Origin of the sequence: Muricauda brasiliensis (genome assembly GCF_003057865.1) — a bacterium.
Taxonomy (GTDB): Bacteria; Bacteroidota; Bacteroidia; order Flavobacteriales; family Flavobacteriaceae; genus Flagellimonas; species Flagellimonas chongwuensis.
Genome location: NZ_QBTW01000019.1, coordinates 62,963 through 88,183, shown reverse-complemented (window position 1 = coordinate 88,183; position 25,221 = coordinate 62,963). Strand labels below are relative to the sequence as shown.

General features: G+C 41.7%; 23 protein-coding genes. 16 read left to right on the top strand and 7 right to left on the bottom strand.

Annotated features, from left to right (window positions below; all coding sequences use genetic code 11):
* The first annotated feature begins 301 nt into the window (after positions 1-301).
* The 3 genes from DCK90_RS17130 to DCK90_RS15100 all read left to right on the top strand — a co-directional run bounded on the left by DCK90_RS17130 (position 302) and on the right by DCK90_RS15100 (position 1,696).
* A complete protein-coding gene (locus DCK90_RS17130) occupies positions 302-715 on the top strand; it encodes a DUF6326 family protein (RefSeq protein ID WP_108247044.1) in 414 nt (137 codons plus the stop codon).
* A 13-nt stretch (positions 716-728) separates the two neighbouring features.
* Positions 729-1,115 carry a VOC family protein gene (locus DCK90_RS15105; RefSeq protein WP_108247049.1) on the top strand — a complete coding sequence of 129 codons (387 nt, stop codon included), beginning with the start codon at positions 729-731 and terminating at the stop codon, positions 1,113-1,115.
* Between the two features lie 176 nt (positions 1,116-1,291).
* Positions 1,292-1,696, top strand: a complete 405-nt coding sequence (locus DCK90_RS15100) for a thiol-disulfide oxidoreductase DCC family protein (protein ID WP_108247043.1) — start codon at positions 1,292-1,294, stop codon at positions 1,694-1,696.
* Here the strand turns inward: DCK90_RS15100 and DCK90_RS15095 are convergent.
* Positions 1,693-3,006: a dicarboxylate/amino acid:cation symporter gene (locus DCK90_RS15095; RefSeq protein ID WP_108247042.1), complete on the bottom strand. Its 1,314-nt coding sequence runs from the start codon at positions 3,004-3,006 to the stop codon at positions 1,693-1,695. The two genes, DCK90_RS15100 and DCK90_RS15095, sit on opposite strands and share 4 nt — an antisense overlap.
* A 59-nt stretch (positions 3,007-3,065) precedes the next feature.
* Positions 3,066-4,130, bottom strand: coding sequence for a chorismate synthase (aroC, locus tag DCK90_RS15090; protein ID WP_108247041.1), 1,065 nt, complete (start codon positions 4,128-4,130; stop codon positions 3,066-3,068).
* Between the two features lie 194 nt (positions 4,131-4,324).
* Here aroC and DCK90_RS15085 point away from each other — a divergent pair, with 194 nt between their 5' ends.
* Positions 4,325-5,245, top strand: coding sequence for a UDP-2,3-diacylglucosamine diphosphatase (locus tag DCK90_RS15085; protein WP_108247048.1), 921 nt, complete (start codon positions 4,325-4,327; stop codon positions 5,243-5,245).
* Here the strand turns inward: DCK90_RS15085 and DCK90_RS15080 are convergent.
* Positions 5,216-8,131, bottom strand: a complete 2,916-nt coding sequence (locus tag DCK90_RS15080; protein WP_108247040.1) for an FAD-binding and (Fe-S)-binding domain-containing protein — start codon at positions 8,129-8,131, stop codon at positions 5,216-5,218. The two genes, DCK90_RS15085 and DCK90_RS15080, sit on opposite strands and share 30 nt — an antisense overlap.
* An 89-nt stretch (positions 8,132-8,220) precedes the next feature.
* Here DCK90_RS15080 and DCK90_RS15075 point away from each other — a divergent pair, with 89 nt between their 5' ends.
* Both DCK90_RS15075 and DCK90_RS15070 read left to right on the top strand, forming a co-directional pair.
* A complete protein-coding gene (locus DCK90_RS15075; RefSeq protein WP_108247039.1) occupies positions 8,221-8,712 on the top strand; it encodes a hypothetical protein in 492 nt (163 codons plus the stop codon).
* Between the two features lie 95 nt (positions 8,713-8,807).
* A complete protein-coding gene (locus tag DCK90_RS15070; RefSeq protein ID WP_108247038.1) occupies positions 8,808-9,929 on the top strand; it encodes a TlpA disulfide reductase family protein in 1,122 nt (373 codons plus the stop codon).
* 60 nt (positions 9,930-9,989) lie between these two features.
* On the opposite strand, the gene DCK90_RS15065 is transcribed toward DCK90_RS15070, so the two are convergent.
* Positions 9,990-10,640, bottom strand: coding sequence for a rhomboid family intramembrane serine protease (locus DCK90_RS15065; protein ID WP_108247037.1), 651 nt, complete (start codon positions 10,638-10,640; stop codon positions 9,990-9,992).
* A gap of 53 nt (positions 10,641-10,693) precedes the next feature.
* Here DCK90_RS15065 and DCK90_RS15060 point away from each other — a divergent pair, with 53 nt between their 5' ends.
* On the top strand, positions 10,694-11,587 hold the full coding sequence (locus DCK90_RS15060; RefSeq protein ID WP_108247036.1) for a lysophospholipid acyltransferase family protein: 894 nt from the start codon (positions 10,694-10,696) through the stop codon (positions 11,585-11,587).
* Between the two features lie 27 nt (positions 11,588-11,614).
* Positions 11,615-12,151: a Cif family virulence factor gene (locus tag DCK90_RS15055; RefSeq protein ID WP_108247035.1), complete on the top strand. Its 537-nt coding sequence runs from the start codon at positions 11,615-11,617 to the stop codon at positions 12,149-12,151.
* A gap of 2 nt (positions 12,152-12,153) precedes the next feature.
* On the opposite strand, the gene glmM is transcribed toward DCK90_RS15055, so the two are convergent.
* Positions 12,154-13,545, bottom strand: coding sequence for a phosphoglucosamine mutase (gene glmM / locus DCK90_RS15050; RefSeq protein WP_108247034.1), 1,392 nt, complete (start codon positions 13,543-13,545; stop codon positions 12,154-12,156).
* A 91-nt stretch (positions 13,546-13,636) separates the two neighbouring features.
* Here glmM and DCK90_RS15045 point away from each other — a divergent pair, with 91 nt between their 5' ends.
* Genes DCK90_RS15045 through DCK90_RS15030 form a run of 4 tightly spaced genes read left to right on the top strand, consistent with a single transcriptional unit; the run spans position 13,637 to position 17,871 of the window.
* Complete coding sequence (locus DCK90_RS15045; protein WP_108247033.1) at positions 13,637-14,230, top strand: acyl carrier protein phosphodiesterase; 594 nt, start codon at positions 13,637-13,639, stop codon at positions 14,228-14,230.
* Positions 14,218-15,903 (top strand): gamma-glutamyltransferase, encoded by a 1,686-nt coding sequence (gene ggt, locus DCK90_RS15040; protein WP_108247032.1) that lies wholly within the window; start codon positions 14,218-14,220, stop codon positions 15,901-15,903. The genes DCK90_RS15045 and ggt overlap by 13 nt, the downstream gene beginning before the upstream one ends.
* Positions 15,904-15,913: 10 nt before the next feature.
* The gene (locus DCK90_RS15035; RefSeq protein ID WP_108247031.1) at positions 15,914-16,834 is read left to right on the top strand and encodes an ATP-grasp domain-containing protein; all 921 of its coding nucleotides are present in this window, start codon (positions 15,914-15,916) and stop codon (positions 16,832-16,834) included.
* A gap of 47 nt (positions 16,835-16,881) precedes the next feature.
* Entirely contained in the window at positions 16,882-17,871 is a 990-nt protein-coding gene (locus DCK90_RS15030) for an SMP-30/gluconolactonase/LRE family protein (RefSeq protein ID WP_108247030.1), read from the top strand.
* Between the two features lie 9 nt (positions 17,872-17,880).
* On the opposite strand, the gene DCK90_RS15025 is transcribed toward DCK90_RS15030, so the two are convergent.
* Positions 17,881-18,636, bottom strand: coding sequence for an XRE family transcriptional regulator (locus tag DCK90_RS15025; protein ID WP_108247047.1), 756 nt, complete (start codon positions 18,634-18,636; stop codon positions 17,881-17,883).
* A gap of 147 nt (positions 18,637-18,783) precedes the next feature.
* On the opposite strand from DCK90_RS15025, the gene DCK90_RS15020 reads away from it, so the two are divergent.
* Both DCK90_RS15020 and DCK90_RS15015 read left to right on the top strand, forming a co-directional pair.
* Positions 18,784-20,046: a putative DNA modification/repair radical SAM protein gene (locus DCK90_RS15020; protein WP_108247029.1), complete on the top strand. Its 1,263-nt coding sequence runs from the start codon at positions 18,784-18,786 to the stop codon at positions 20,044-20,046.
* A gap of 107 nt (positions 20,047-20,153) precedes the next feature.
* Positions 20,154-20,930, top strand: coding sequence for a TIGR03915 family putative DNA repair protein (locus tag DCK90_RS15015; protein WP_108247028.1), 777 nt, complete (start codon positions 20,154-20,156; stop codon positions 20,928-20,930).
* Here the strand turns inward: DCK90_RS15015 and DCK90_RS15010 are convergent, their stop codons facing one another.
* Entirely contained in the window at positions 20,931-21,458 is a 528-nt protein-coding gene (locus tag DCK90_RS15010) for a hypothetical protein (RefSeq protein WP_108247046.1), read from the bottom strand.
* Between the two features lie 115 nt (positions 21,459-21,573).
* Here DCK90_RS15010 and uvrA point away from each other — a divergent pair, with 115 nt between their 5' ends.
* On the top strand, positions 21,574-24,435 hold the full coding sequence (gene uvrA, locus DCK90_RS15005; RefSeq protein ID WP_108247027.1) for an excinuclease ABC subunit UvrA: 2,862 nt from the start codon (positions 21,574-21,576) through the stop codon (positions 24,433-24,435).
* Between the two features lie 15 nt (positions 24,436-24,450).
* Positions 24,451-25,137 carry an LOG family protein gene (locus tag DCK90_RS15000; protein WP_108247026.1) on the top strand — a complete coding sequence of 229 codons (687 nt, stop codon included), beginning with the start codon at positions 24,451-24,453 and terminating at the stop codon, positions 25,135-25,137.
* Positions 25,138-25,221: the final 84 nt, after the last annotated feature.

Sequence of the window (25,221 nt, the reverse complement as noted above, 5' to 3'; positions counted from 1 at the left end):
GGGGTCATCAATGTTGACGGAATCGAAACTTCCCATGGCTATATTGACCTTGTTCCTCTCTTTTGTTCTTTCTGATTTATGACTATAATTTAATCGGAATCAAACTTAAGCTGGCTATAATTCATTGTTCCCTATTGCCTTGAACTAAATCCCCTACTTTTTAAAAAACAGCCACTCGTAGCCGAGACCGTTGGCAAAAAGCCAAGCATCCCACTAAATATAAGATTCAGGCAACCTTTTTAACACAATTCACGTCTTTAGGAGTAGAGACCTGAATAACTATACTTAAAAATCGAAGACGATGTTGGAAAACCCAAAAATTAATATCAAAATAAAACTAGCTGCTTTGTGGGCCTCTGTTACCTTATGTTATTTATACGGAGACTACTTTGAGCTATACACACCAGATAAAGTCAATAGCTTAATCACTGGACAAAATAATCTGGACAGTCCCATCAAATTACTAATTGCATCCATAATTTTGGCAATTTCTTCCCTGATGGTTGCTACATCGGTTATTCTCAAATCTAAAACAAACCGAGTTCTGAATATCCTATTTGGTTCCTTATTTACCATAATGATGGTGGTTATAGGAATTTACTCCACCCATGAATGGTACCTATTTTATGCGTTCTTGGCTTTTTTGGAAAGTATTATAACTGCCATAATTGTTTGGTATGCTTGGAATTGGCCTAAAGAGACATCAAAATCTTAAGAAAAAACTTAAAATGAAAATTGAGCATATCGCCATTTGGACTTCGGATCTAGAAAAAATGAAAGAGTTTTACCAGCGTTTTTTCGAACTGGAATCCAACGAAAAATATTACAATCCAAAGAAAAAAATCAGTTCCTATTTTCTCTCCTTTAAAAAAGGGGCACTCATCGAATTAATGCACAGACCCGATATTTCAGAATTCATGGATAACGGGGATGCCCAACTTGGCCTTGCCCATTTTGCCATATCCGTGGGTTCAAAACAAAAAGTGGATGCCCTTACCGAAACCATCCGTAACAACGGATATACCGTAATCGGAGAACCCAGAACCACCGGAGATGGCTATTACGAAAGTGTTATTGCCGACCCAGAGGGCAATTGGATTGAAATAACGGAATAAAGTTCCGATGGAAAAATCCAGATTTCTCACACTCGCAGAGCTCGGTTCAAAATGACATTTTCCTTCATTCGTGCATATTCGTGCAATTAGTGTCAGCCCGTGAGCGTTTGATAGCAAAGCTGTGTATCTTTGAGGAAAGGAAATTAGTATTCCACATCTTGGGGAATGACTGCATTATGGAGAATAAAAAAATAATCCTGTTCGATGGCGTTTGCAACTTGTGCAACAACTCTGTCCAGTTTGTGATCAAACGGGATAAAAAGGATGTGTTCCGCTATGCCGCATTGCAAAGTGAAATCGGTCAGGAATTGGTAAACCAACGCCATATCGATATCAGCAAGGTGGATTCCATTATCTTAATAGAGCCAGGTGTGGCCTACTATACCAAATCCGACGCTGCTTTGGAGATAGCTCAGGATTTAGGAGGCTTATGGAAACTGTCCGCAATTTTCACTTGGATTCCCACATCTATTCGCAACCACATTTATGATTTTGTTGCTAAAAATCGGTACAAATGGTTCGGAAAACAGGATGCCTGTATGATTCCCACGCCCGAATTAAAGGCCAAATTTTTGGATTAGTTGTCGCTATCCTTTTGATAGTTGTCGTCCCAATTCTTCACTTTCGGCTCGCCCAATTTACCTACTGATTTTGCCACCACCATGGATACGGTCGCATCCCCAGAAACATTTACCACGGTACGGCACATATCCAGCGGTCGGTCCACTGCAAATATTAGGGCCAATCCCGCTTCTGGAATTCCCGCTTGTGCCAATACGATAACCAACATTACCATTCCAGCTCCGGGAACCGCAGCACTGCCAATGGAGGCTAAGGTAGCCGTTACAATGATGCCAAGTTGCGCGGACAGACTAAGGTCCATACCAAATGCCTGCGCAATAAATACGGCGGCCACAGCTTGGTACAAACTGGTGCCGTCCATATTAATGGTGGCTCCAATAGGCAACACAAAACTGGTAACTTCCTCTTCTACCCCCAGATGCTCCTCGACCCTTTCCATGGTCACGGGCAAGGTCGCCGCACTGGAACTTGTAGAAAATGCCAATAACTGTGCAGGAGACATCCCTTTCATAAAAAAGGCCGGGCTTCTTTTTGCAAAAACCCAAGCAATCAAGAGGTAAACACATAGCATTAACGCCAAACCAAGCAGCACACAGAACGAATACCAAGCCAACGCCTTGAACAAGTCCAAACTTGGCGATTCCACTACAAGCGCAGCCAACAGGGCGAATACACCATATGGTGCGGCCAACATGATGATATCTATCAATTTGAGGATGACCTCGTTAAAGCCATCGAAGAATTTTTTGACAGGTTTTGCGGTTTTTTCGGGAATCAAAATCAAACCTATTCCAAAGAAAATAGCGAAGAAAATGACCTGAAGCATGTTGCCGTTATCACTCGCCGCCTTAAAAATATTGCTCGGCACCAAGTCTTCCAAAGCCTGTAAGGGACCAGCTTCCTTCTGTTTATCCGCGGCAGTTTTAATGTTATCGGCGTCTCCTTTGTAGTTTTCCACCAGTTCGTTTCGGGTATCTTCGCTTATGGAGCTTCCCGGCTTAACCGTATTCACCACCAATAAACCTATGGTTACAGCAATAATAGTGGTCACGATATAAATACCAATGGTCCTACCACCCATTTGGGATAGCTTCGATATATCTTTTAAATCTGAAACCCCTTTGATAAGCGAAGCCAAAATCAAGGGCACAGCAATCAATTTTAGGGAGTTGATGAAAATATTTCCAAAAGGCTTGATCCAATCGGAGACAATTTTAGGTCCCCATTCAAATTGAACCATCAATAACGCGAACAAAACACCTGCGGCCATTCCGATTAGGATCTGCCAGTGTAATTCCAGTTTCTTCATAAAGAGTTAAGTTAGGGACGGAAAGATACTTTATTGAATGGAAACGTCCTAACCTCTACCTAGATTTTGTTGGTCCTAGCCAAAAGTGAATAGTCGGCCAAAACCAATGCAGCCATGGCCTCCACGATGGGAACCGCTCTTGGTACTACACAAGGGTCATGCCTTCCCTTACCTTGTGTGGTCACTTTTTCACCTTCCTTGTTGATGGTCTCATAGGACTGCAACACGGTAGCCACAGGTTTAAATGCAACACTGAAATAAATGTCCATACCGTTGCTAATACCTCCTTGCACACCGCCACTTCTATTGGTTTTGGTGGTCCCGTCCGTATTGAATGCATCGTTGTGCTCACTGCCCTTCATGGTTACTCCGGCAAAGCCACTTCCGTATTCAAAGCCTTTTACGGCGTTTATAGATAACATGGCCTCTCCCAAGCGCGCATGCAATTTGTCAAAAACAGGTTCTCCAAGACCAATTGGTACATTTTGAATAACGCAAGTGATAACGCCACCAATGGTATCGCCTTCTTTTTTAATGGATTTGATATAGTCTTCCATTCTTTGCGCCATTTCTGCGTCTGGACAACGAACGGCATTGGACTCAATCTTGGAAAAATCCAAGTCTTGGTAGGGTTTGTCCAATTTCAATTCTCCAACCTGAGAGACAAATGCATTTATCTTGATTTCACTTAAAAACTGTTTGGCAATGGCACCGGCCACTACCCTACTGGCGGTTTCACGGGCCGAGCTTCTACCACCACCTCTATAATCACGGAAACCATATTTTTTATCGTACACGTAATCCGCATGAGATGGTCGGTAGGAATCTTTGATGTGCGAATAATCCTTGGACTTCTGGTTGGTATTGTGAATCGCAAATCCTATGGGCGTTCCGGTGGTTTTCCCCTCAAATACTCCGGAATAAATTTCAACCGTATCAGGTTCCTTTCTTTGGGTTACAATGGCGGATTGTCCCGGTTTTCTACGATTCAATTCTTCTTGAACCTTATCCAAGTCCAATGTAATTCCTGCAGGACACCCATCAATGATGCCTCCCAATGCTTTTCCGTGAGATTCACCAAAAGTGGTGAGCTTAAAAAGTTGTCCAAAAGAATTTCCAGCCATTCGGTATAAAAATTATATCGCCATCAAAGGTAGATGTTACAAAGCTAATTCAAAAACAGGGGTTTGACTTAATGTTATTGTAACATAATTCATCTTAACGTGATATTATTTTAACAATATGCTCATGAATTAATGATTTGGATTTGATTTCTATTTTATTCCTACCGTTTTATTTTGTAATAAATCCTATACCATTGAAAAAAAGGAAGATAGAATTGGCCGTAATCTCGGATGTACATCTGGGAACCTACGGTTGCCACGCAGAAGAACTCATCACATACCTCAATAGTATTCAACCTAAAAAGTTGATTTTAAATGGTGATATTATTGATATTTGGCAGTTTAGCAAACGTTATTTCCCGCCTTCCCATCTTAAGGTTCTGAGAAAGATTATAGGTATGGCCTCAAAAGGCGTAGAGGTTTACTATATCACTGGTAATCACGATGAAATGCTCCGTAAGTTCAGTAATACTTCAATGGGAAATTTTAAGGTAATGGATAAACTGGTACTTAATTTGGACGGTAAAAAAGCGTGGATTTTCCATGGTGATGTGTTCGACGTTTCCATTCAAAATGCAAAATGGCTGGCCAAGCTCGGCGGCTATGGCTACGACCTTCTTATTTTGATCAACAGCTTCCTCAATTGGTGCTTGGCCAAAATGGGCCGCGAGAAATATTCCCTGTCCAAAAAAATCAAAAATAGCGTCAAGGGAGCCGTCAAATACATCAACAACTTTGAAAAAACCGCTGCTGATCTTGCCATAGAAAATGAGTATGATTATGTGGTATGTGGCCATATCCATCAACCCAAAAAAGAGGTATACGAGAACAAATACGGTAGCTGCACCTATCTGAATTCCGGGGATTGGGTGGAAAATTTAACCGCTCTTGAATACTCTTTCAAACGATGGAAGATTTACCATTATAACCATGATAGGCTTTCCCCGTTTTTTATGGACGAGGATCTAAAGGAAATGGATATGAACGACTTAATCGCTTCCATTACCGACAAGGAAGTGAACATGTATGATGTAACTGAAGAACACTTAAGCGAAACCGAAGAAGAGAATATCGAGAACGACTTCTTAGACGATAAGGGCCTGTCTCAAGATTGAAACCGGGTGTTGCGCCTCCCTTTTCGTCCCATCTTTTATTTGATGCCTACAACTGGTTCCGTTTGCCGCAATTAACGTATCCTCTGAACTCTTCTTCACTGCAGGGAACAGTTTTAGCCCACCTACCTGCATACTGACTTCATAATGTTCCTTCTCATACCCGAACGAACCCGCCATACCACAACAACCGGACGGTATAATGGTCACCGTATAGTTCTTGGGCAGATTTAAGATGTCAAAAGTTACTTTTTGATTGCTCAATGCCTTTTGATGACAATGCCCGTGTATTTTGATGGTCTTTTTCTCATCGGTAAAACTACTGGCAAAGATATGGCCTTTAATGATTTCACCAGCCAAAAACTCCTCTATCAAAAATGATTGTAAGGACAATTTTTGTAACTGTGCTTTATCATCGTGAAGACGCTGGTACTCATCCCTGAAAGATAAAATGGCCGATGGCTCCAATCCAATGATTGGGGTTCCTGCACTCAAAATATCCTTTAGGTTCTCCATGTTCTTGTCCACTAATTTTTTGGCCTGTTTTAGAAAACCTTTGGATAAATAGGTCCTTCCGCTTTCCCCATAGAACAATTCCACATCATAGCCCAATCGGCATAACAATTCAATGGCATCTTTACCCACCTGAATATCCAAATACCTAACGAATTCATCAATATATAAAACAACAGGTCGTTTGGAAACTTCCTTTCGCTGGCCACGGTTGGCTTTAAGATGCTCTTCAAAATTGAAACGACCTACTTTGGGCAAATTTCTTTCAGGAGCCACGCCAACAGCCTTTTTGAGCATACCACCCATAACTTTGGACTCGTACATCCAGTTGGTTATACCCGAAACCTTACTACCCAAGGCATTTAATTGGGTGTTGTGAGCGAACAATTTGCTTCGTAAGCTATATCCGTTAGCTTCTTGATAGTTGTACAGGAATTCAGCTTTTAAAGCCGAGACATCCACGTTACTGGGGCATTCGCTGGCACAGGCCTTACAGCTCAAACACAGGTCGAATGCAGATTTGAGCTCTTTGTGGTCGAACCTATTGGTTTTGCCTGAGTTCGTTAAAAATTCCCGTAGCGCATTGGCTCGGGCACGTGTTGTGTCTTTCTCATCTTTGGTAGCTTGATAGCTCGGGCACATACCCCCGTTCATGTGATGGCTCTTTCTACAGTCCCCGCTACCATTACATTTTTCAGCGGCCTTTAAAATTCCTTCGCTGTCCGAAAAATCCATAACGGTTGCCACATCCGGCTCCTTTCTATCGATCTCATAGCGAAGTGATTCGTCCATGGGATACGCATCCACGATTTTCCCTGGATTAAGAATCAAATTGGGGTCAAAAATAGCTTTGACCCTTTTCAACAGCTCATAATTCGCCTCTCCTATCATTAACGGAATAAACTCGGCACGAACAATACCATCTCCATGCTCCCCGCTAAAACTGCCATTGTACTTCTTTGTCAACTTGGCCACATCGGTGGTAATGCTTCGGAAAAGCACTACATCTTCCGATTTCTTAAGATTCAATATGGGCCTTAAATGAAGCTCACCTGCACCTGCGTGGGCATAATACACCGCACTTTGGTTGTACCCTTTCATTATTAGGGAGAACTCCGCAATAAAGTCTTTTAAATCTTCCAAGGCCACGGCGGTATCCTCGATACAGGCCACTGCTTTTTTATCGCCGACCATGTTGCCCAAAAGCCCAAGACCGGCTTTTCTCAATTCAATAGCTTTGTTGATGTCTTCACCATATAAAATGGGGTTGGCATAGCTTAATCCTGATGCTTCAATAGTTTTGAGAAGTGATTCAAGTTGTCTTTCCAGGTCTTCTTTGGAATTTGCTTTCACCTCCAACATCAAGATTCCTGCAGGATCTCCCTCAACAAAAAAGCGATTGGCCAATTGGGCCCTGTTATTTTTGGTGCAATCCAAGATTACCTTATCCATCATCTCGCACAAATGCAGGCTATGCTGCATTACGGGAGCAACATCGGTCAAGCAATCTTCCAAAGTTTTGTAGTGGGTGGCAACCATTGCCGCGAAGGATGGCGGTAAATCGTCCAACTGTAGGGTTATTTCCGTGGTAAAGGCCAATGTGCCCTCACTACCGGATAACAGCTTGCACAGGTTAAAATCCGCGTCATTTTCTCCAAAAATGGAGTTGTGCAGCAATTCATCTACCGCATAGCCCGTGTTTCTTCTATGAATACTTGGCTTAGGAAATTCTTCCCGTATCTTATTCTGTGTTTTCGGGTCCGAAAGCTCTTCGTACAGTTTCCTATAAATGGTAGCTTCCAAAGAGCTACCTTCTTTTTTCTTTTCAAACTCCTCTTTGGAAATATCGGAGAAGAATGCATCACTGCCATCGGACAGCACACATTGCATGGACAATACTTTATCCCGGGTGACACCATATTGTATGGATGTGGTTCCCGATGAATTGTTCCCGACCATTCCCCCTATCATACATCTATTGGAGGTAGAGGTATTTGGCCCAAAAAAGAGACCAAATGGTTTTAAATACTGATTGAGCTCATCTCTGACCACCCCAGGTTGAACGGTAACCTGTCTTTTATCCTTATCCAAACTGACAATTTTGGTAAAATGGCGACTGACATCCACAACGATACCTTCACCGACACATTGTCCAGCCAAAGAAGTTCCCGCAGTACGAGGTATAAGACCTACCTTATTTTTGGTTGCAAAAGCAAGCAAAGTTTTAAGGTCATCAGTGTTTTTTGGATATGCAACGGCTATTGGCAACTTACGATATACCGAAGCATCCGTAGCGTAGATTGCCTTACTCAAATCATCGAACAACAACTCACCTTTCAGATGTTCAGAAAGACCTTTTAACAAATTTTTATTCAATTTGGAATACTTTTTGGGAACTAAAACGGTTTTTCAAACGTAAATCTAACACAAAACTATCTCTAATTTTTAACTTAAAAGAGAAACTCATGAAGATTACCACATTATTTGCCGCTGTTATGTTATTTGCAACAGCTAGCGTAAGCGCTCAAAGTATTTCCGAACATGCCTTGGGGCTACGATTGGGAGACAGCGATGGCTTTGGGGCCGAAATTTCGTACCAAAATGCCCTTGGAGCCAATAACAGGTTGGAAGTTGACCTAGGCTGGAGGGATAGCCGACACTTTGATGCTTTTAAACTTGCCGGACTTTACCAATGGGTATTTCCTTTAGACGGCAATTTTAACTGGTACGTTGGTGCCGGTGGTGGATTGGGAAGCGTTGACTTTGAAGATCCCATTTTTGATGACGATGAAGGACTATTCATTTTCGGGGCCGGTGATATTGGTATTGAATACAATTTCAATATCCCTTTACTGTTATCATTGGACTTTAGACCGGAAGTCGGCCTTGTAGGCTATGATGGCTTCGATAATGATTTTGATTTTGACATTGCGCTAGGTATTAGATACCAATTCTAGTAGAGCACATATATGTAAAAACCCTTGGCCAATAAAAGTCAAGGGTTTTTTTATGCCATAAACATTGAATACCTTAGCAACTTAAACATTCTGAAATGAAAAGACTTTTAGCAATAACCTTGGGAGTTTTGTTTTTATCATCATGTAATTCAGACCCTAAAGGATACACATTGAGTGGAACCATTACCGGAGAGCCCGAAAATGGAACAAAAATATTTTTGAAGACCACAGATTCCATCAATCAATTGATTGATATTGACACTACTACGGTAGAGAATGGGCTGTTTAGTTTCAGCGGAAATCAGTCCGGTCCTAAAATGCACTACCTATTTGTGGATAAAGTTCGAGGAAACGTACCGGTAATTCTGGAAAACGGCACCATAGAAGTAGAGTTTCCGAAAGATAGCATTGAATATGCTAAACTAAAGGGTACGGAACAAAATGAATTGTTCATGGACTTTTTGGATGAATCCCGCAAACTGTCCGAAAGAGCAAGGTCTATGCAAAATGATATGCGAGTAGCAGCCCAACAACAAGATACGGCCACGGTCACCGCACTTCGTGAGGAGTTTATCGAGTTTCAAGAAGATGCGAAAAACTTTAATATCGATTTTGCGAAAAATAATCCAAATGCTTTTGTTTCCGTATTGGTTATTGGCAATCTTTTGGCCACAAAAGCAGTGCCTGTTGATGAAATCAAATCAATGTTTGAGGGTCTTACCCCTGAAATGAAGCAAACAGAACCCGCAAAGAAAATTGCGGAACAGCTTGAAAATTTAAAGTCGACCGAAATCGGTGCAGTTGCCCCAGATTTCTCGGCCCCTACCCCATCTGGCGATGTTTTGGCGCTCAGTGATGTGACCAGTAAGGCTAAACTTACGTTGGTGGATTTTTGGGCCGGTTGGTGCAGACCTTGTCGTGCTGAAAATCCGAACATTGTATCGGTTTACAAAAAATACCACGATAAAGGTTTTGATGTATTGGGCGTTTCTTTGGACAACAAAGAAGACCTTTGGAAAAATGCCATTGCTTCAGATGGGTTGGAGTGGAACCATATTTCCAATCTACAACGGTTCCAAGACCCGATTGCTCGACTTTACAATATAAATGCTATACCTGCCGCATTCCTATTGGATGAAAATGGGGTTATTGTAGCAAGGGACCTTAGGGGACCAGCCTTGGAAGAAAAAGTTGCCGAAATACTTGGAAAGAGCTAAACAGTAAAATATATTTTGATAAAAAGAAGGTCTTGATGTTTCAAGGCCTTTTTTAATACACTAAATCTTGCCCATCTTATCCAGCACAAACAAAATGATGATAGGAATGGCGAGCAAAATCACAATCAAAGTGTCCGTTACAAACAGCCCTGGCATAAACAATAAGGTAGTCGCATACCCACCTATGGCACCACCAAAGTGGGCCGTATGACCTATATTGCCCATTCTACTCTTCATCCCCCAGATAGAGTATAATAGATAGGCTATACCCAAAACATATGCAGGTAGCGGAATCGGTATAAACATAATGCCCAATTGCATATCCGGATTCAATAATATCGCGGCATAGAGAACTCCCATGACCGCTCCACTCGCTCCCACAGCACTGTAGTATGGCTCATTTTTATGAAAAACCAATGCCAAAAGACTTCCCGCGATCAAACTAACCAAATAGATGATCAAGAATTTTATGGGACCGAACCAACCTATAACAACTGGGGCAAAAAAATACAGCGTAAACATGTTCAAGAACAAATGCGAAATATCAACGTGCAAAAACCCGGAGGTCAGCATTCGTTCCTTTTGCCCTGCCTGAATGGCGCTGATACTGAATTTGTATCTATCAAAAAATGCCTGACTGTTGAATCCGCGAAGGGAAACCAAAACATTGGCGGCCATAATAGCAATGGTAGCGATATGTAAATTGAGCATGTAAATAAAGGTTTGGGTTCAAATATAGCTATATTTGTACACAAGAATAGTCTATGCAGCTGGTAGTTTATATCCTTGTTTATCCTTTGCTCTGGTTGATTTCCAGACTTCCCTTTAAAATCATATATTTTATTTCTGATGGTGTTTACGCACTGCTCTATCATGTAATCGGTTACCGTAAAAAAGTGGTCCGCAATAATTTAGCGTTGGTTTTCCCCGATAAACCGGAAAAGGAACGTTTACTGATAGAGAAAAAGTTTTACAAGCACATGTGCGATATGTTTTTGGAAATGATCAAGACCATGGGCATAAGTAAAAAGGAAATCCAAAAACGGTTTACAGTTACCAATATTGAGGTATTAAATGGTCTCGAAGACAAAGGAATAAACACCATGCTAATGCTTCCCCATTATGCCAGTTGGGAATGGGTATTGTCTTTGAACCTTCAGATCAAATCGAAAGGTTACGGGATCTATCAGAAAATACAGAACAAGTACTTTGATAAATTGGTGCGAAATATAAGGGGCAAATTTAACACTGAACTGATTTCCACAAGGGAGTCCCGAAAAATCTTAAAAGCAGCCAAAGACAGCGAAAAATTGACCATGGTCGGTATCATCAGTGATCAATCGCCCATGGTGAGCAAGGCTAAATATTGGACTAAATTTATGGGCATTAAAGTTCCTGCCCATGTGGGAGGCGAAGAAATCTGCAAAGCGAACAACTTTGTACCCGTCTACCTTAAGGTTAAAAAACTAAAAAGGGGATATTACCAAGGCACCTTTAAGGTGCTTTTCGGGGAACCTACGACTGTTCCCGATTACCAAATCACAGATGCCTTTTTAAGAGAAACAGAAAAATCCATCAGGGAAGCTCCAGAATATTATTTCTGGACACATAAACGTTGGAAACACAAGGACAAAGCACCTAAATCCCTGAAAAAGTAATATCTTAACAGGAAAAGGTAGTTCAGCATGAAAAAATCAATTGTTATCTTTTTTTGTCTTGGAATTGGTCTGTGCTTTGGGCAAACATCTCCCAAACAAATACCACAAGAAATCATGGAAGCCATTAAAAACGACGTTTGGGTCCCTTTTATGGAGGCTTACGATCAGCTGAATTCCAAGAAAATCAAATCCATCCATACTCCGGATATTGTTCGGGTTACCATTTCCCAAAACAATGTTGCATCCGGGGGTCAGTACCTGAATGAATTTGGCGGGTTTTTAGATGGCGTAAAAAATCAAGGAAATCATTTGAGTATAGCTTTTGCAATTCGTACCACCGCCCTCAATTTCAATGAAGATGTTGCCTACCAAACCGGTTATTACCGTTTAGTACGATATAATTCAACAATTGCCCAACCTCAATACACGGGATATGGTTTTTTTAACGTTGGACTTCGTAAGGAAAATGGAACTTGGAAAATTTGGCTGGATTCCGATAGCCGCACCGATATTTCTGACGATGAATTTGATAGTTCAAAAATCATCTATGAGCTGAAAAAATAGATTTATTCCAATCCTGCCACTTCTTTAATTTCACCAATAATTCGGTCCGCCAGACCATCAGCTTCATCCTGTGATTTTGCCTCGGTATAAATTCGGATAATGGGTTCTGTGTTCGATTTCCTCAGGTGTACCCAGTTTTCAGGGAAATCAATTTTTACTCCATCAATTGTGGACACTTCCTCATCTTTGTATTTGTGGTGCATGGCTTCCAAAAGAGCATCTACATCCAAATCAGGGGTGAGTTCGATTTTCTTTTTGCTCATAAAATAACTTGGGTAGCTAGCACGCAATTCGGCAACCGTCCCGCCTTTTTCCGCCATTAACATCAAGAATAATGCAGTTCCTACCAATGCATCGCGCCCGTAATGACTTTCTGGATATATGATTCCGCCATTGCCCTCTCCACCTATAATGGCATTGTTGGCTTTCATTTTGGTCACAACATTTACCTCTCCAACCGCAGCAGCTTCGTAAGTACCTCCATGTTTTTCGGTAACGTCACGCAAAGCTCTGGAAGATGATAGGTTGGAAACCGTGTTCCCTTGGGTTTTGGACAAGACATAATCGGCACAGGCCACCAATGTATATTCCTCCCCGAACATTTGTCCATCGTTGCTGATGAATGCCAAACGGTCCACATCTGGGTCGACCACAATTCCAAAATCAGCCTTTTCTTCAACCACTTTTTTACAGATGTCTCCCAAATGCTCCTTTAAAGGTTCAGGATTGTGCGGAAAATGACCGGTTGGGTCACAATATAACTTTACTACTTCCACTCCCAATTCTTCGAGCAATTTGGGTATGGCAATGCCTCCTGTGGAATTTACACCGTCCACAACCACTTTGAAACCTGCCTTCTTGATGGTATCCGCATCCACAACGGAAAGCTCTAGGACTTCATCAATATGAATATCGATATAGGAATCATTCTTAATGATTTCCCCAAGGTGATCGACTTCGGCAAACTCAAAATCCTCTTCCTCGGCCAGTTTTAAAATTTTGGCACCCTGTACGGCATCCAAAAACTCACCTTTTTCATTCAGAAGCTTAAGGGCGTTCCATTGTTTTGGGTTATGACTGGCGGTTAAAATGATACCACCATCCGCTTTTTCCAAAGGAACTGCAATTTCTACGGTAGGTGTAGTGGACAATCCTAGATCAATCACATCAATGCCAAGACCGACCAAAGTGGAGACCACCAAGTTCTGAATCATCTCTCCGGATAATCGGGCATCACGTCCAATGACAACTTTCAAATCATCGGTTTCCGAATACGATTTTAACCAAGTACCGTAGGCCGCTGCAAATTTAACCGCATCAACAGGTGTTAAATTGTCATTAGTTTGGCCTCCAATAGTGCCTCGTATTCCAGAAATTGATTTGATTAGTGTCATAATTGTTAAAAAAGTTTTTGCAAATATAATCGGGCATATCCGATTCCATGTTCTGAATTTGTAAATTTCGACAGAAAAGGAATTTGTCCCGATGAACTTCTTAGCGCATATCTATCTTTCTTTTGATGATGAAGAGATTACTTTGGGTAATTTCTTTGCCGATCATATCCGTGGAAACAAGTTTGGTCATTTGCCCATAAGGATTCAAAAAGGCATACTATTGCACCGCGAAATCGATACTTTTACCGATTCGCATCCCACGGTTCGGAAGAGCAGTAAACGTCTTCATAAAAATTACAGTCATTACAGTCGGGTCATTGTAGATATATATTACGACCATTTTTTGGCCAAGAACTGGAGCGATTATTCAGACGTGCCCTTGGATGAGTATGTGGAAAACTTCTATAACCTATTGGAAGACAACTATGATGTGCTCCCGATGGCCACCAAAAGAATGATGCCCTATATGATGGCGGACAATTGGCTGCTAAATTATGCCAACTTAGCCGGTATCAACAATGTTCTGCATGGCATGAACCGACGCACAAAGAACAAATCCAAAATGAACTTTGCCATTTTGGACCTTGAAGAACATTATACCGAATTCGAAAATGAGTTCACCTCCTTTTTTGAAGAATTAATTACCTTTTCCAACCAAAAATTTATTTCTCTATGCGAAGACTGATACTCCTTCTGCCCTTCCTAATCTTTTTTGTCAATTGTAAGCAACAGCCAGCGGAACCTACCGGATTAGTAGCCGAAAAGGCTATGGTTGTCTCTGCCCGTAAAGAAGCATCGCAACTCGCTGTTGATATTATGAAAAAGGGAGGAAATGCCTTCGATGCCATGGTAGCTACAGAGCTAACCTTGGTTATTGCATACCCTTTTGCTGGAAGCGTTGGTGGTGGTGGATTTATGGTGTACCGCAAGAGCAATGGTGAGGTCGGTGGAATCGATTATCGCGAAAAAGCCCCTCTGGCAGCCCATAAGGACATGTATTTGGACTCATTGGGCAATGTGATTCCCGGTTTGAGCACTTCTGGCGGAACAGCAGTTGGAGTCCCTGGTACTGTGGCAGGAGTGTTGGAAGTCCATAAAAAATTTGGAAAACTTCCCTTGAATGAAATTATTGAGCCGATTATTGCCCTTGCCAACAAAGGTGTGGTAGTTACGGAGAACCAAGCGAATAGACTGGAAAGAACACGTGAACGATTCATAGAGGCCAATGGCGATAGTACAAAATTTGCAGGACCTTTTGTAGCAGGTGATACCATAAAATATCCCAACTACGCCAAAACCCTTGGTAAAATAATGAATGAGGGGCGAGATGGCTTCTATAAAGGTGAAATCGCCCAAAAACTCGCCGCATTTGTTCAAGAAAAAGGTGGTCTGATCACCGAAGAAGACTTGGCAAAATACGAGGCGGTTTGGCGAGATCCCATTGTTTTCAGTTATAAGGATGTTAAAATTATTTCCATGAGCCCACCTAGCAGCGGAGGTGTGACCATCAATCAAATCTTTAAAATGATGGAGCCATACGACATTTCCGATTTCGGACATAACTCCGTCAAAACCATCCAGTTGTTTACCGAAGCATCCCGAAGGGCCTATGCGGATAGAAACTTTTACTTGGGAGACCCCGATTTTGTGGATATACCTTATAGTGTTCTTTTGAGCGATGATTACCTCCAGGATAGAATGGAAAATTTCTCATTTGATAAAGCAACCTTGTCATCAGAAGTAAGCCATGGCGAAATCGAAATAATTGAAAGCGACCAGACCACCCATTTTTCCATTGTTGATGGGGAAGGCAACGCTGTTTCGGTAACGTCAACATTAAATGGTGGATATGGTTCTAAATTGTTCTGTGAGGAGTTGGGCATCTTTTTGAACAATGAAATGGACGATTTTAGTGCTAAACCGGGAGTTCCCAATATGTTTGGTCTTATTGGGGCCAAAGCGAATAGCATTCAACCCGAAAAACGTATGTTGAGCAGTATGACCCCCACGATTGTGGAAAAAGATGGGGAACTGTACATGGTCGTGGGCACTCCCGGAGGGTCGACCATTATCACCGCTGTAGCACAAACTATCCTAAATGTATATGAATTTAATTTGAGCATGCAAGAAGCTGTCAATGCACCCCGCTTTCATCACCAATGGTTGCCGGATATGGTCATATTTGAACCACAAGGATTCTCGGAAGAGTTGATAGAACAACTAAAATCCAAAGGGTATATCATTAACGAAGAACGTACGCCCATCATCGGAAAAGTAGATGCTATTCGAGTACTGCCCAACGGTAAACTTGAAGGAGGAGCGGACAAACGTGGAGATGATACCGCAGTCGGATATTAACCCCATTTGAATGAAATACGATGTTGTTGTTTTAACGGACCATCGATATGTGTCCCCCAAAAAAAGCACCCCTTATGTTGAAAATGTGCTTTTGGAAGACCAACTGGTTGTAGATGCATTGAATAATAAAGGTTTAAAGGTAACCAGAAAAGCTTGGGACGACCCCAATTTTGATTGGTCGACGACCAAATATGCGTTGTTCCGAACGACTTGGGACTACTTTGACCGATTTGAAGAGTTTTCACTATGGCTGGAAAAAGCTTCTAATCAAACCCAGTTCATCAATTCTAAAAAATTGATTTATTGGAATATAGACAAGCATTACCTGCAAGATTTGTCCAATATTGGGGTGAACGTTCCAAATACCCTGTTTGTTGAGCAAGGCTCCGATAAAAGTCTCGCTGACGCTATCGCACATGCAAAATCGGAAGAAGTTTTTTTAACCGATACCTTTATTTTGAAACCATGTGTTTCCGGTGCGGCCCGACATACCTATAAATTGGACGATAGCACTGTTGCAGAGCACGAATCCATCTTTTCGGAACTGATTAAGGAGGAGGCCATGATGCTTCAAGAATTTCAACACCACATCGTATCCGAAGGGGAAATCTCCATGATGCTTTTTAACGGAGAGTTCACCCACGCAGTTTTAAAAATTGCCAAAACAGGTGATTTTAGGGTGCAAGACGATTTTGGCGGTACCGTACACCCCTATTCCCCGAGTGCAGATCAAATTGCTTTTGCCAAAAGTGTTGTGTTTGCCGCTCCCGAGCTCCCCATGTATGCAAGGGTCGATATTTTTAAGGACAATCAAGGCAAATGGGCTTTGGCCGAACTGGAGATTTTTGAGCCCGAACTATGGTTTAGACTCCATCCAGAAGCAGCGGACACCCTGGCCATTGGGATTAAGGAACATCTATTTCAAAAATAGAAACATCTTAAGATAGCGATGTCTTATATTTACGTAAATGATTAAAAATGAAAAAATTAGCCCTACTGTTTGTTCTTGTTACAATAAGTTGTTTTGGTCAAAACAAAACTAAATTGGTCGCATTGGATGATGCATTTTATGATTACATAGATAAAAATGCAAAAATTGAAGTGCTTGCCGAGGGTTTCATTTGGGCCGAAGGTCCTGTATGGGTGAAGGAAGGCTCGTTTCTTCTTTTTTCAGATGTTCCCCAAAACACCATTTTTAAATGGAGTGAAACGGAAGGTGTTACCGAATTTTTAAAACCATCCGGATATACAGGAATTTCTCCTTATAGTCGTGAACCAGGAAGTAACGGTTTGATCATAAACAAGCAAGGAGAACTGGTTTTCTGCGAACATGGCGACCGTAGGATTTCAAAAATGCCATTGGCAAATGGAGGCAAAGTCACCATTGCGGATAATTGGAAAGGCAAACGCTTCAACAGTCCAAACGATATTGTTCAAACCTCCAATGGCACCTATTACTTTACCGACCCACCTTACGGTTTGCCCGAGCAACAAGATTCACACTCCCGGGAAATTGATGCGTTCGGAGTCTATAAAATTGATTCCGACGGCAAGGTCGAAATGGTGGTCAGCAACCTCAAAAGACCCAACGGGGTGGCCCTTTCTCCAGATGAAAAATTACTTTATGTAAACCAATCCGATTCCGACGAGCCATACATCATGGTTTACCAAATAAAACACAACGGCACTTTGGATGAAGGCCGTATCTTTTTTGATGCCTCTCAGTTATTGAAAGAAGGATTTGTAGGTTCCTTGGACGGTCTTAAAGTAGCTGCGGACGGAACTATATTTTCCACTGGACCAAGTGGAGTTTTAGTCATCACTCCAAAAGGAAAGTTATTGGGACGAATTGAAACCGGACAGCGAACAGCGAATTGTGCATGGGGCAATGATGGTTCAGTCCTGTACATGACTGCTCATAATTATCTTATAAGAATCCAAACAAAATCAAAGGGTCTGGGATTCTAAAAGCCTATACTAACTTCCTGCTATTTGCTTTTTCAGCTCCTCCATCGATTCCTGTAACTGCCTTAAAAGTCCAGTTTCAGTTGTGGCATCCACATTGAAAGTCAATTTACTGCTCACTTCCCAAATCTCCTGTATTTGAAAGGGCTTTATTTCGTATGGCGGGTAGGTTTCGTTTAAAGAAACCAAGGTAATATTGTTGGAGTTTGGCTTTCGCTCAATCTTCTTTACCATAACAGAGTCCTGAAGGACCACCACATACATTTTATTTGGGCTCACATAATCGATATGTTCGATGGCACGGGCCAAGACCCAGTCATTAGGTCTTAGATTCGGCAACATACTGTCCCCTTCTACTTGAAACCCCCTATACGTTGCATTCCGGAACTCTGGAATGGGCATGTCAAAAGCAGGCAATTGTCTGTACCAACTCGTATCGGAAATATTCTGCGGATAGCCCGCAGCGGCCTTGGCATTTACCATCACCATGTTATCGTTATCTGAATTATCAACCGTTACGACTTTTGGGATTACGCTAGTTTTGGAGGTATCCAGATGTTTCTGGTCACTTTCCCCAAACAACCAAAGAGGATTGATTTTAAATTGCTTTAAAAGTTCGGTCACCACTTTCCCCGAAAGTTTGGTCCTCCCCCGCTCTATATCCGCTGTTGTATTCTTAACACCGAGTAAATCGGCAAATTCAGTTTGAGTAAAACCAAGTTCCCTTCGTAAATCGGTAAATCTTTTTAAGGTTATTTCATTTTCCATCATCAAGTCAATAATGTCATGTCTAAGAGAATCATTCAGACAATCTATTCTCAAATATAAGGTTTTTGGAATATTTCCAAAAATATTTATGGATTATTTCCATTTATTGGAATATTTCCATATTTTTGATTGGAATATTTCCAAGTTATGGATTTTGATAGGATACGAGAAAAACTGAACATATTGGCCGATGCCGCTAAATACGATGTTTCTTGTGCAAGCAGTGGCAGTGACCGCACCAACAAGAACAAAGGTTTGGGCAATGCTTCTAAAATGGGGATTTGCCATACGTATACCGCAGATGGTAGATGTGTTTCCCTGTTGAAAATTCTGTTGACCAATCATTGTATTTTTGATTGCGCTTATTGTGTGACCCGAAAAAGCAACGATGTACCAAGGGCTGCTTTCAAGGTGCAGGAAGTGGTGGACCTCACCATAAATTTTTATCGTAGAAATTATATCGAGGGGCTTTTTCTGAGTTCTGGAATTTTCAAAAGTCCGGACCATACCATGGAACGTCTAGTGTCCGTAGCCAAAAAACTTCGTGAAGAGGAAAATTTTAATGGGTATATCCATTTAAAATCCATCCCCGGTGCCAGCGATGAGTTAATGTACGAGGCCGGCCTTTATGCCGACCGCCTTTCTGTCAATATAGAGGTGCCGACCGTTTCAGGATTAAAATTGTTGGCTCCCGACAAAAAACATGAAGACTTCATCAAACCCATGCAAAAGGTGAAAAATGAAATTGTACGGTATAGCGCAGAACGAAAAATCATAAAAAGTACACCCAAATACGCCCCTGCAGGCCAAAGTACCCAAATGATCGTAGGAGCTTCTGGCGAGTCGGACAAAGATATTATGTATTCGGCGACCTATTATTACAAGACTTTCAACATGAAACGGGTTTATTATTCCGGGTACGTGCCGGTAACACATGATTCGCGCTTGCCAGCCATAGGTTCTCAAGTGCCTATGTTGCGTGAAAACAGATTGTACCAAACCGATTGGCTATTACGTTTTTATGACTTTTCTGTTGGAGAACTTCTGAACAACCAACATCCTAACTTGGACATGGATGTGGACCCAAAGCTTTCTTGGGCGCTGCGGAACCTTCATCACTTTCCCGTAAATGTGAATACAGCTGACAAACAATTGTTGGCTCGAATTCCAGGAATAGGCATGCAATCGGTGCATAAAATTATGAAAGCAAGAAAATTTAGAAAATTGAACTGGGACCACCTTAAAAAAATCGGAGTGGCCCTCAACCGTGCCCAATATTTTATGGTCTGCGATTCCCGACTATGGGAGCGTCGTGACATGGACGCGGATAAGATAAAAAGAATGATTCTGCAGTCTTCCTCTGGAAAATTCCGGAATCAGTACAGTACACAGTTGTCATTGTTCAATTAGCAACAGGCAATTGACTTGCAAGTCATTTCGACCGAAGGGGAGAAATCTAGATTTCTCAGTCGTAAACTCCTTCGAAATGACAATAATGAAACTAAAAAGCAAACATTATGAATGCTTCAACAACCTTAGTTTATGATGGAAGTTTTAATGGATTTCTTACCTCCATCTTCGTGGCCTTTGATGAGAAAATCAATGTGACCGACATTCAAAAGAACAATCAATCCCAAAACGGATTATTCTCTGAAACCGAAACCGTTTTTACGAACGTGGAGAAAGCGAAGCGTGTATGGAACGGAATTCGAAACAAGAGCCATAACGCCATTTCCAATGTGTACTTTGCTTTTTTGAGCGAAGCCGAAGGCGTCGAAATGATGCTCTACACCTACATTCAAAAATTGATGCGCGCCAAAAGCGGTAAGTATTTAGATTATTCGGACAGCACGGTACTCTTTATCGCCCAATTGGCCAAAAAAGTAGGTCGGGAGAAACATCGCATGGAAGCATTTGTTCGATTTCAATTGACAAAGGATAAAATCTACTTTGCCAACATTGAACCTGATTTTGATGTGTTGCCGCTCATCTCCAAACATTTTCGAGACCGCTACGCAGACCAAAAATGGTTGATTTATGATGTAAAGCGCAGGTATGGCATCTACTATGACCTAGACCATGTGGAGATGGTATCCCTAAACTTAAAGGACATACACCATAACAAAACCGTGAAAAGTGATTCCTTTGCCTCCGAAGAATATGAATGCCAAACGCTTTGGAACGATTATTTTAAAAGGACCAATATCGCATCTCGCATTAACCCTAAACTGCATAAACAACACGTACCTAAACGCTATTGGAAGTATTTGAGCGAGAAAAAGGAAGCGGTTTGATTATCCCTTACTCTTCTCCCCTACAAAATGGTCGCTCTTGGTCTTGAAGAGCACATTAAAACTGGTCAAACTACCATAAACACGTGTTATATATTGCTGTAGGTCTACCTTTTCTTGATCATCAAGGTTCTTGCTGCTGTTAATCTTTTGCTCCATCACCCGTATCCGGTCACGTACCATTACAATTTTATGAAAGAACGTATCAATAGGCATATCCTTGTTGGCCGTACCATCACCGGATTCCAAAACCAATTTACCATCTTTCCATTTATCGGCCATGGCTACTTTTTCGTGCGTGTCGCTCCATTTTTCCAGTATTTTCACCAAGGAACGCTCCACGTCAAAAAAACTAACGCTATCCACTTCATCTTCCACAGCTTCAATGACTTCAAAATCAGCATTCAAATCAATAGTTTCCAATCCATTCTCCAAAAAAGTAACCCAATAATGTTTGGACGATACGTTGGTGACCACACCTTTGCCATATTCCGGATGATCTATCCGAGAGCCAATGCCAAGTAAATTCATAAGTTGCGTTTTAATAACTACAGGGTAAAAATAAAGCATCGAGCAACAAAAACGAAACTGGGCCACACTTCATTTTTACATCCCAATTCGCTATTTTTGAGGTTTGCTATGATTTATGATCAATTACGAAGAACATATTGAGGTTAAGGGCGCAAGAGTCCATAATCTTAAAAATATAGATGTCACCATTCCCCGTGAAAAACTGGTGGTGATTACCGGTCTTTCGGGTAGCGGGAAATCCTCTTTGGCATTCGATACCATTTACGCCGAAGGTCAAAGAAGATATATTGAAACCTTTTCTGCCTACGCCAGACAATTTTTGGGCGGGTTGGAACGCCCAGATGTTGATAAAATCGATGGGCTTTCCCCTGTAATCGCCATTGAACAAAAGACCACATCAAAATCTCCGCGCTCCACGGTCGGTACCATCACAGAGGTTTACGATTTTCTTCGCCTTCTTTTTGCCCGCGCCGGAGATGCCTACAGTTACAATACGGGTGAAAAAATGGTAAGCTATAGCGATGAGCAGATCAGGGATTTGATCATTGAATCGTATAAGGACAAAAAAATAAATGTGCTTGCCCCCGTAATTAAATCACGTAAAGGACATTATCGCGAATTATTTGAACAAATCGCCAAGCAGGGATTTGTAAAGGTGCGTGTAGATGGTGAGATTACTGACATCACCAAGGGAATGAAAGTGGACCGTTACAAAACCCACGATATCGAAATAGTAATCGACCGCTTGAAGGTGGGCGATAGCGAAGATTTCCATAAACGGCTGAGTGAAACCATCAATACGGCCATGTACAGTGGAGAAAATGTTCTGATGATACTGGAAGAGGGTGAAACTGTACCTAGGTATTTCAGTAGAGATTTAATGTGTCCATCGACGGGTATTTCCTATCCCACACCAGAGCCAAATACGTTTTCCTTTAACTCTCCCAAAGGAATGTGCCCAGAATGCAGTGGGTTGGGACATGTGCATCAGGTTAACGAGAATAAAATCATTCCCAACAAAAAAATATCCATTAAATCTGGTGGACTTGCCCCTTTGGGCGAATACAAAAAATCTTGGGCCTTCAAACAATTGGAAACCATTGCGCAGCGCTATAATTTTGATTTGACAGATGCCATTGAAAAGATTCCGGAAGAAGCCATGAACCTTATTTTGAACGGTGGCAAGGAAAGTTTTGAGGTAGATTCCAAAAGCTTGGGCGTTAAAAGACAGTACAAAATTGATTATGAAGGTATTTCCAACTTCATAAAGACCCAGTATGAAGAAGCTAACTCAACATCGATAAAACGATGGGCCAAAGATTACATGGACAAGGTGAAATGTCCAGAATGTGAAGGCTCCCGCTTGCGGAAAGAATCTCTCTATTTTAAAGTAGATGGTAAAAATATTGCCGAATTGGCCCAAATGGACATTGTAGAGTTGAACAATTTCTTCCACAATCTAGAAGATACCTTGGAAGGCAACCAAAAGAAAATTGCCGAGGAAATCATCAAGGAAATCAAAGCACGTGTCGGGTTCTTATTGGATGTAGGGTTGGATTACCTATCATTGAACCGCAGTTCCAAGTCATTGTCAGGTGGTGAAGCGCAACGTATTCGTTTGGCCACGCAAATTGGCTCACAATTGGTGGGCGTACTCTACATTTTGGACGAACCTAGTATCGGTTTGCACCAGAGGGACAATGAACGCCTGATTCATTCTTTGGAAGCCTTACGGGATATCGGAAACTCAGTAATTGTAGTGGAGCACGACCGCGACATGATCGAATGTGCAGACCATGTTATCGATATAGGCCCAAAGGCCGGCAAGCACGGCGGAGAAATCATTTCAGAAGGAAGTCCAAAGGATTTGGTCAACCAGCAAACATTGACCGCACAATACATTACAGGGGAACTGGAAATTCCAGTACCAGCAGAAAGACGTAAGGGAACCGGCAAAAAGATTACTCTTTCGGGTTGTACCGGCAATAACCTTAAAAATGTGACCGTGGATTTCCCATTGGGGAAACTGATAGGGGTCACCGGGGTCTCCGGGAGTGGCAAATCCACTTTGGTTAACGAAACCCTCTACCCTATTATGAACGCCCACTATTTTAATGGCGTTAAAAAACCAATGCCGTATAAAAAAATCAAGGGTTTGGAACATATCGACAAGGTCATCGATATCAACCAGTCTCCCATTGGCCGTACTCCACGATCAAACCCAGCCACCTACACTGGGGTTTTTAGTGAAATACGCTCGCTTTTCGCCAAAACCACGGAGGCTACCATACGCGGATATAAACCGGGGCGTTTTAGTTTCAATGTGGCCGGAGGAAGATGTGAAACCTGTCAAGGGGGCGGCCTAAAAGTGATTGAAATGAACTTTTTGCCCGATGTATACGTAGAATGTGAAACCTGTAATGGCAAACGATTTAACCGGGAAACCTTGGAAATCCGATATAAAGGCAAATCGATAGCCGATGTTTTGGAAATGACCATCAACGAAGCTGTAGATTTCTTTGAGAATATTCCAAAAATTCATCGTAAACTTAAGACAATAAAAGATGTAGGTTTGGGTTATATTTCATTGGGTCAACAGTCCACTACCTTATCCGGTGGTGAAGCCCAAAGGGTAAAGTTAGCTACGGAACTTTCCAAAAGGGACACTGGAAACACCTTTTATATCCTCGACGAACCAACAACAGGCTTGCATTTTGAAGACATTAGAGTACTTATGGACGTACTCGACCGTTTGGTGGACAAGGGCAACACCATTTTGGTAATAGAGCACAACATGGATGTAATCAAAATGATGGACCACATTATAGACATAGGTTATGAAGGAGGAAGAGGTGGTGGAACAGTTGTTGCTACCGGTACCCCGGAAGAAGTCGCCAAGGACAAAAAAAGCTTTACCGCCAAGTTTTTAAAGAAAGAATTGGAAAATACTAAACAAAAAATTGCACGCGCAGTTTAGATAAAAGTTATGCATATGCGAAGAGAGCAACATTCCAAGGGATGGAATGAAATAAAGACAAACGATTCATGGGCCATATTCAAAATTATGGGCGAGTTTGTCAATGGATTTGAAAAAATGAGCAGAATAGGACCTTGTGTCTCCATCTTTGGGTCGGCACGGGTTCGTGAAGGACATCAATATTACGATTTGGCCGTAAAAATCTCCCAAAAAATTGCCGAGGCCGGCTATGGTGTCATCACCGGAGGAGGTCCCGGAATCATGGAAGCCGGTAACAAAGGAGCTAGTTTAGCTGGAGGAACCTCTGTTGGATTGAACATAGACCTGCCATTTGAGCAGCATGACAATCCTTATATCGACGATGATAAAAGTCTTGATTTCGATTACTTTTTTGTACGAAAAGTAATGTTTGTGAAGTATTCTCAAGGTTTTGTGGTAATGCCTGGAGGATTCGGAACATTGGATGAGTTCTTTGAGGCGCTCACCTTGATTCAAACTCATAAAATACATACATTTCCTATTATACTTGTTGGTACCGAATTCTGGAAGGGATTGATGGATTGGATCAAAAATACTTTGGTCGAAGCCGGTAACATTAGTCCAAAAGACCTTGATTTGATCAAATTGGTGGACACCGAAGATGAAGTTGTTGAGATTATAGACGCCTTTTATAAGGGCAGAACATTGAGTCCAAATTTTTAATCCTACTACATTGATTATCCATCGAGCTTTACTTAGCGTTTCGCTGCTTATCATTCTGGTGTGCCCCAAACTTTGGTCGCAACA

Excerpts from the sequence above, each read along its gene's own strand:
- DCK90_RS17130 (WP_108247044.1), top strand. The coding sequence starts at position 302 with ATGTTGGAAAACCCAAAAATTAATATCAAAATAAAACTAGCTGCTTTG.
- DCK90_RS15105 (WP_108247049.1), top strand. The coding sequence starts at position 729 with ATGAAAATTGAGCATATCGCCATTTGGACTTCGGATCTAGAAAAAATG.
- DCK90_RS15100 (WP_108247043.1), top strand. The coding sequence starts at position 1,292 with ATGGAGAATAAAAAAATAATCCTGTTCGATGGCGTTTGCAACTTGTGC.
- DCK90_RS15095 (WP_108247042.1), bottom strand. The coding sequence starts at position 3,006 with ATGAAGAAACTGGAATTACACTGGCAGATCCTAATCGGAATGGCCGCA.
- aroC (WP_108247041.1), bottom strand. The coding sequence starts at position 4,130 with ATGGCTGGAAATTCTTTTGGACAACTTTTTAAGCTCACCACTTTTGGT.
- DCK90_RS15075 (WP_108247039.1), top strand. The coding sequence starts at position 8,221 with ATGAAGATTACCACATTATTTGCCGCTGTTATGTTATTTGCAACAGCT.
- DCK90_RS15070 (WP_108247038.1), top strand. The coding sequence starts at position 8,808 with ATGAAAAGACTTTTAGCAATAACCTTGGGAGTTTTGTTTTTATCATCA.
- DCK90_RS15065 (WP_108247037.1), bottom strand. The coding sequence starts at position 10,640 with ATGCTCAATTTACATATCGCTACCATTGCTATTATGGCCGCCAATGTT.
- DCK90_RS15060 (WP_108247036.1), top strand. The coding sequence starts at position 10,694 with ATGCAGCTGGTAGTTTATATCCTTGTTTATCCTTTGCTCTGGTTGATT.
- DCK90_RS15055 (WP_108247035.1), top strand. The coding sequence starts at position 11,615 with ATGAAAAAATCAATTGTTATCTTTTTTTGTCTTGGAATTGGTCTGTGC.
- glmM (WP_108247034.1), bottom strand. The coding sequence starts at position 13,545 with ATGACACTAATCAAATCAATTTCTGGAATACGAGGCACTATTGGAGGC.
- DCK90_RS15045 (WP_108247033.1), top strand. The coding sequence starts at position 13,637 with ATGAACTTCTTAGCGCATATCTATCTTTCTTTTGATGATGAAGAGATT.
- ggt (WP_108247032.1), top strand. The coding sequence starts at position 14,218 with ATGCGAAGACTGATACTCCTTCTGCCCTTCCTAATCTTTTTTGTCAAT.
- DCK90_RS15035 (WP_108247031.1), top strand. The coding sequence starts at position 15,914 with ATGAAATACGATGTTGTTGTTTTAACGGACCATCGATATGTGTCCCCC.
- DCK90_RS15030 (WP_108247030.1), top strand. The coding sequence starts at position 16,882 with ATGAAAAAATTAGCCCTACTGTTTGTTCTTGTTACAATAAGTTGTTTT.
- DCK90_RS15025 (WP_108247047.1), bottom strand. The coding sequence starts at position 18,636 with ATGGAAAATGAAATAACCTTAAAAAGATTTACCGATTTACGAAGGGAA.
- DCK90_RS15020 (WP_108247029.1), top strand. The coding sequence starts at position 18,784 with ATGGATTTTGATAGGATACGAGAAAAACTGAACATATTGGCCGATGCC.
- DCK90_RS15015 (WP_108247028.1), top strand. The coding sequence starts at position 20,154 with ATGAATGCTTCAACAACCTTAGTTTATGATGGAAGTTTTAATGGATTT.
- DCK90_RS15010 (WP_108247046.1), bottom strand. The coding sequence starts at position 21,458 with ATGAATTTACTTGGCATTGGCTCTCGGATAGATCATCCGGAATATGGC.
- uvrA (WP_108247027.1), top strand. The coding sequence starts at position 21,574 with ATGATCAATTACGAAGAACATATTGAGGTTAAGGGCGCAAGAGTCCAT.
- DCK90_RS15000 (WP_108247026.1), top strand. The coding sequence starts at position 24,451 with ATGCGAAGAGAGCAACATTCCAAGGGATGGAATGAAATAAAGACAAAC.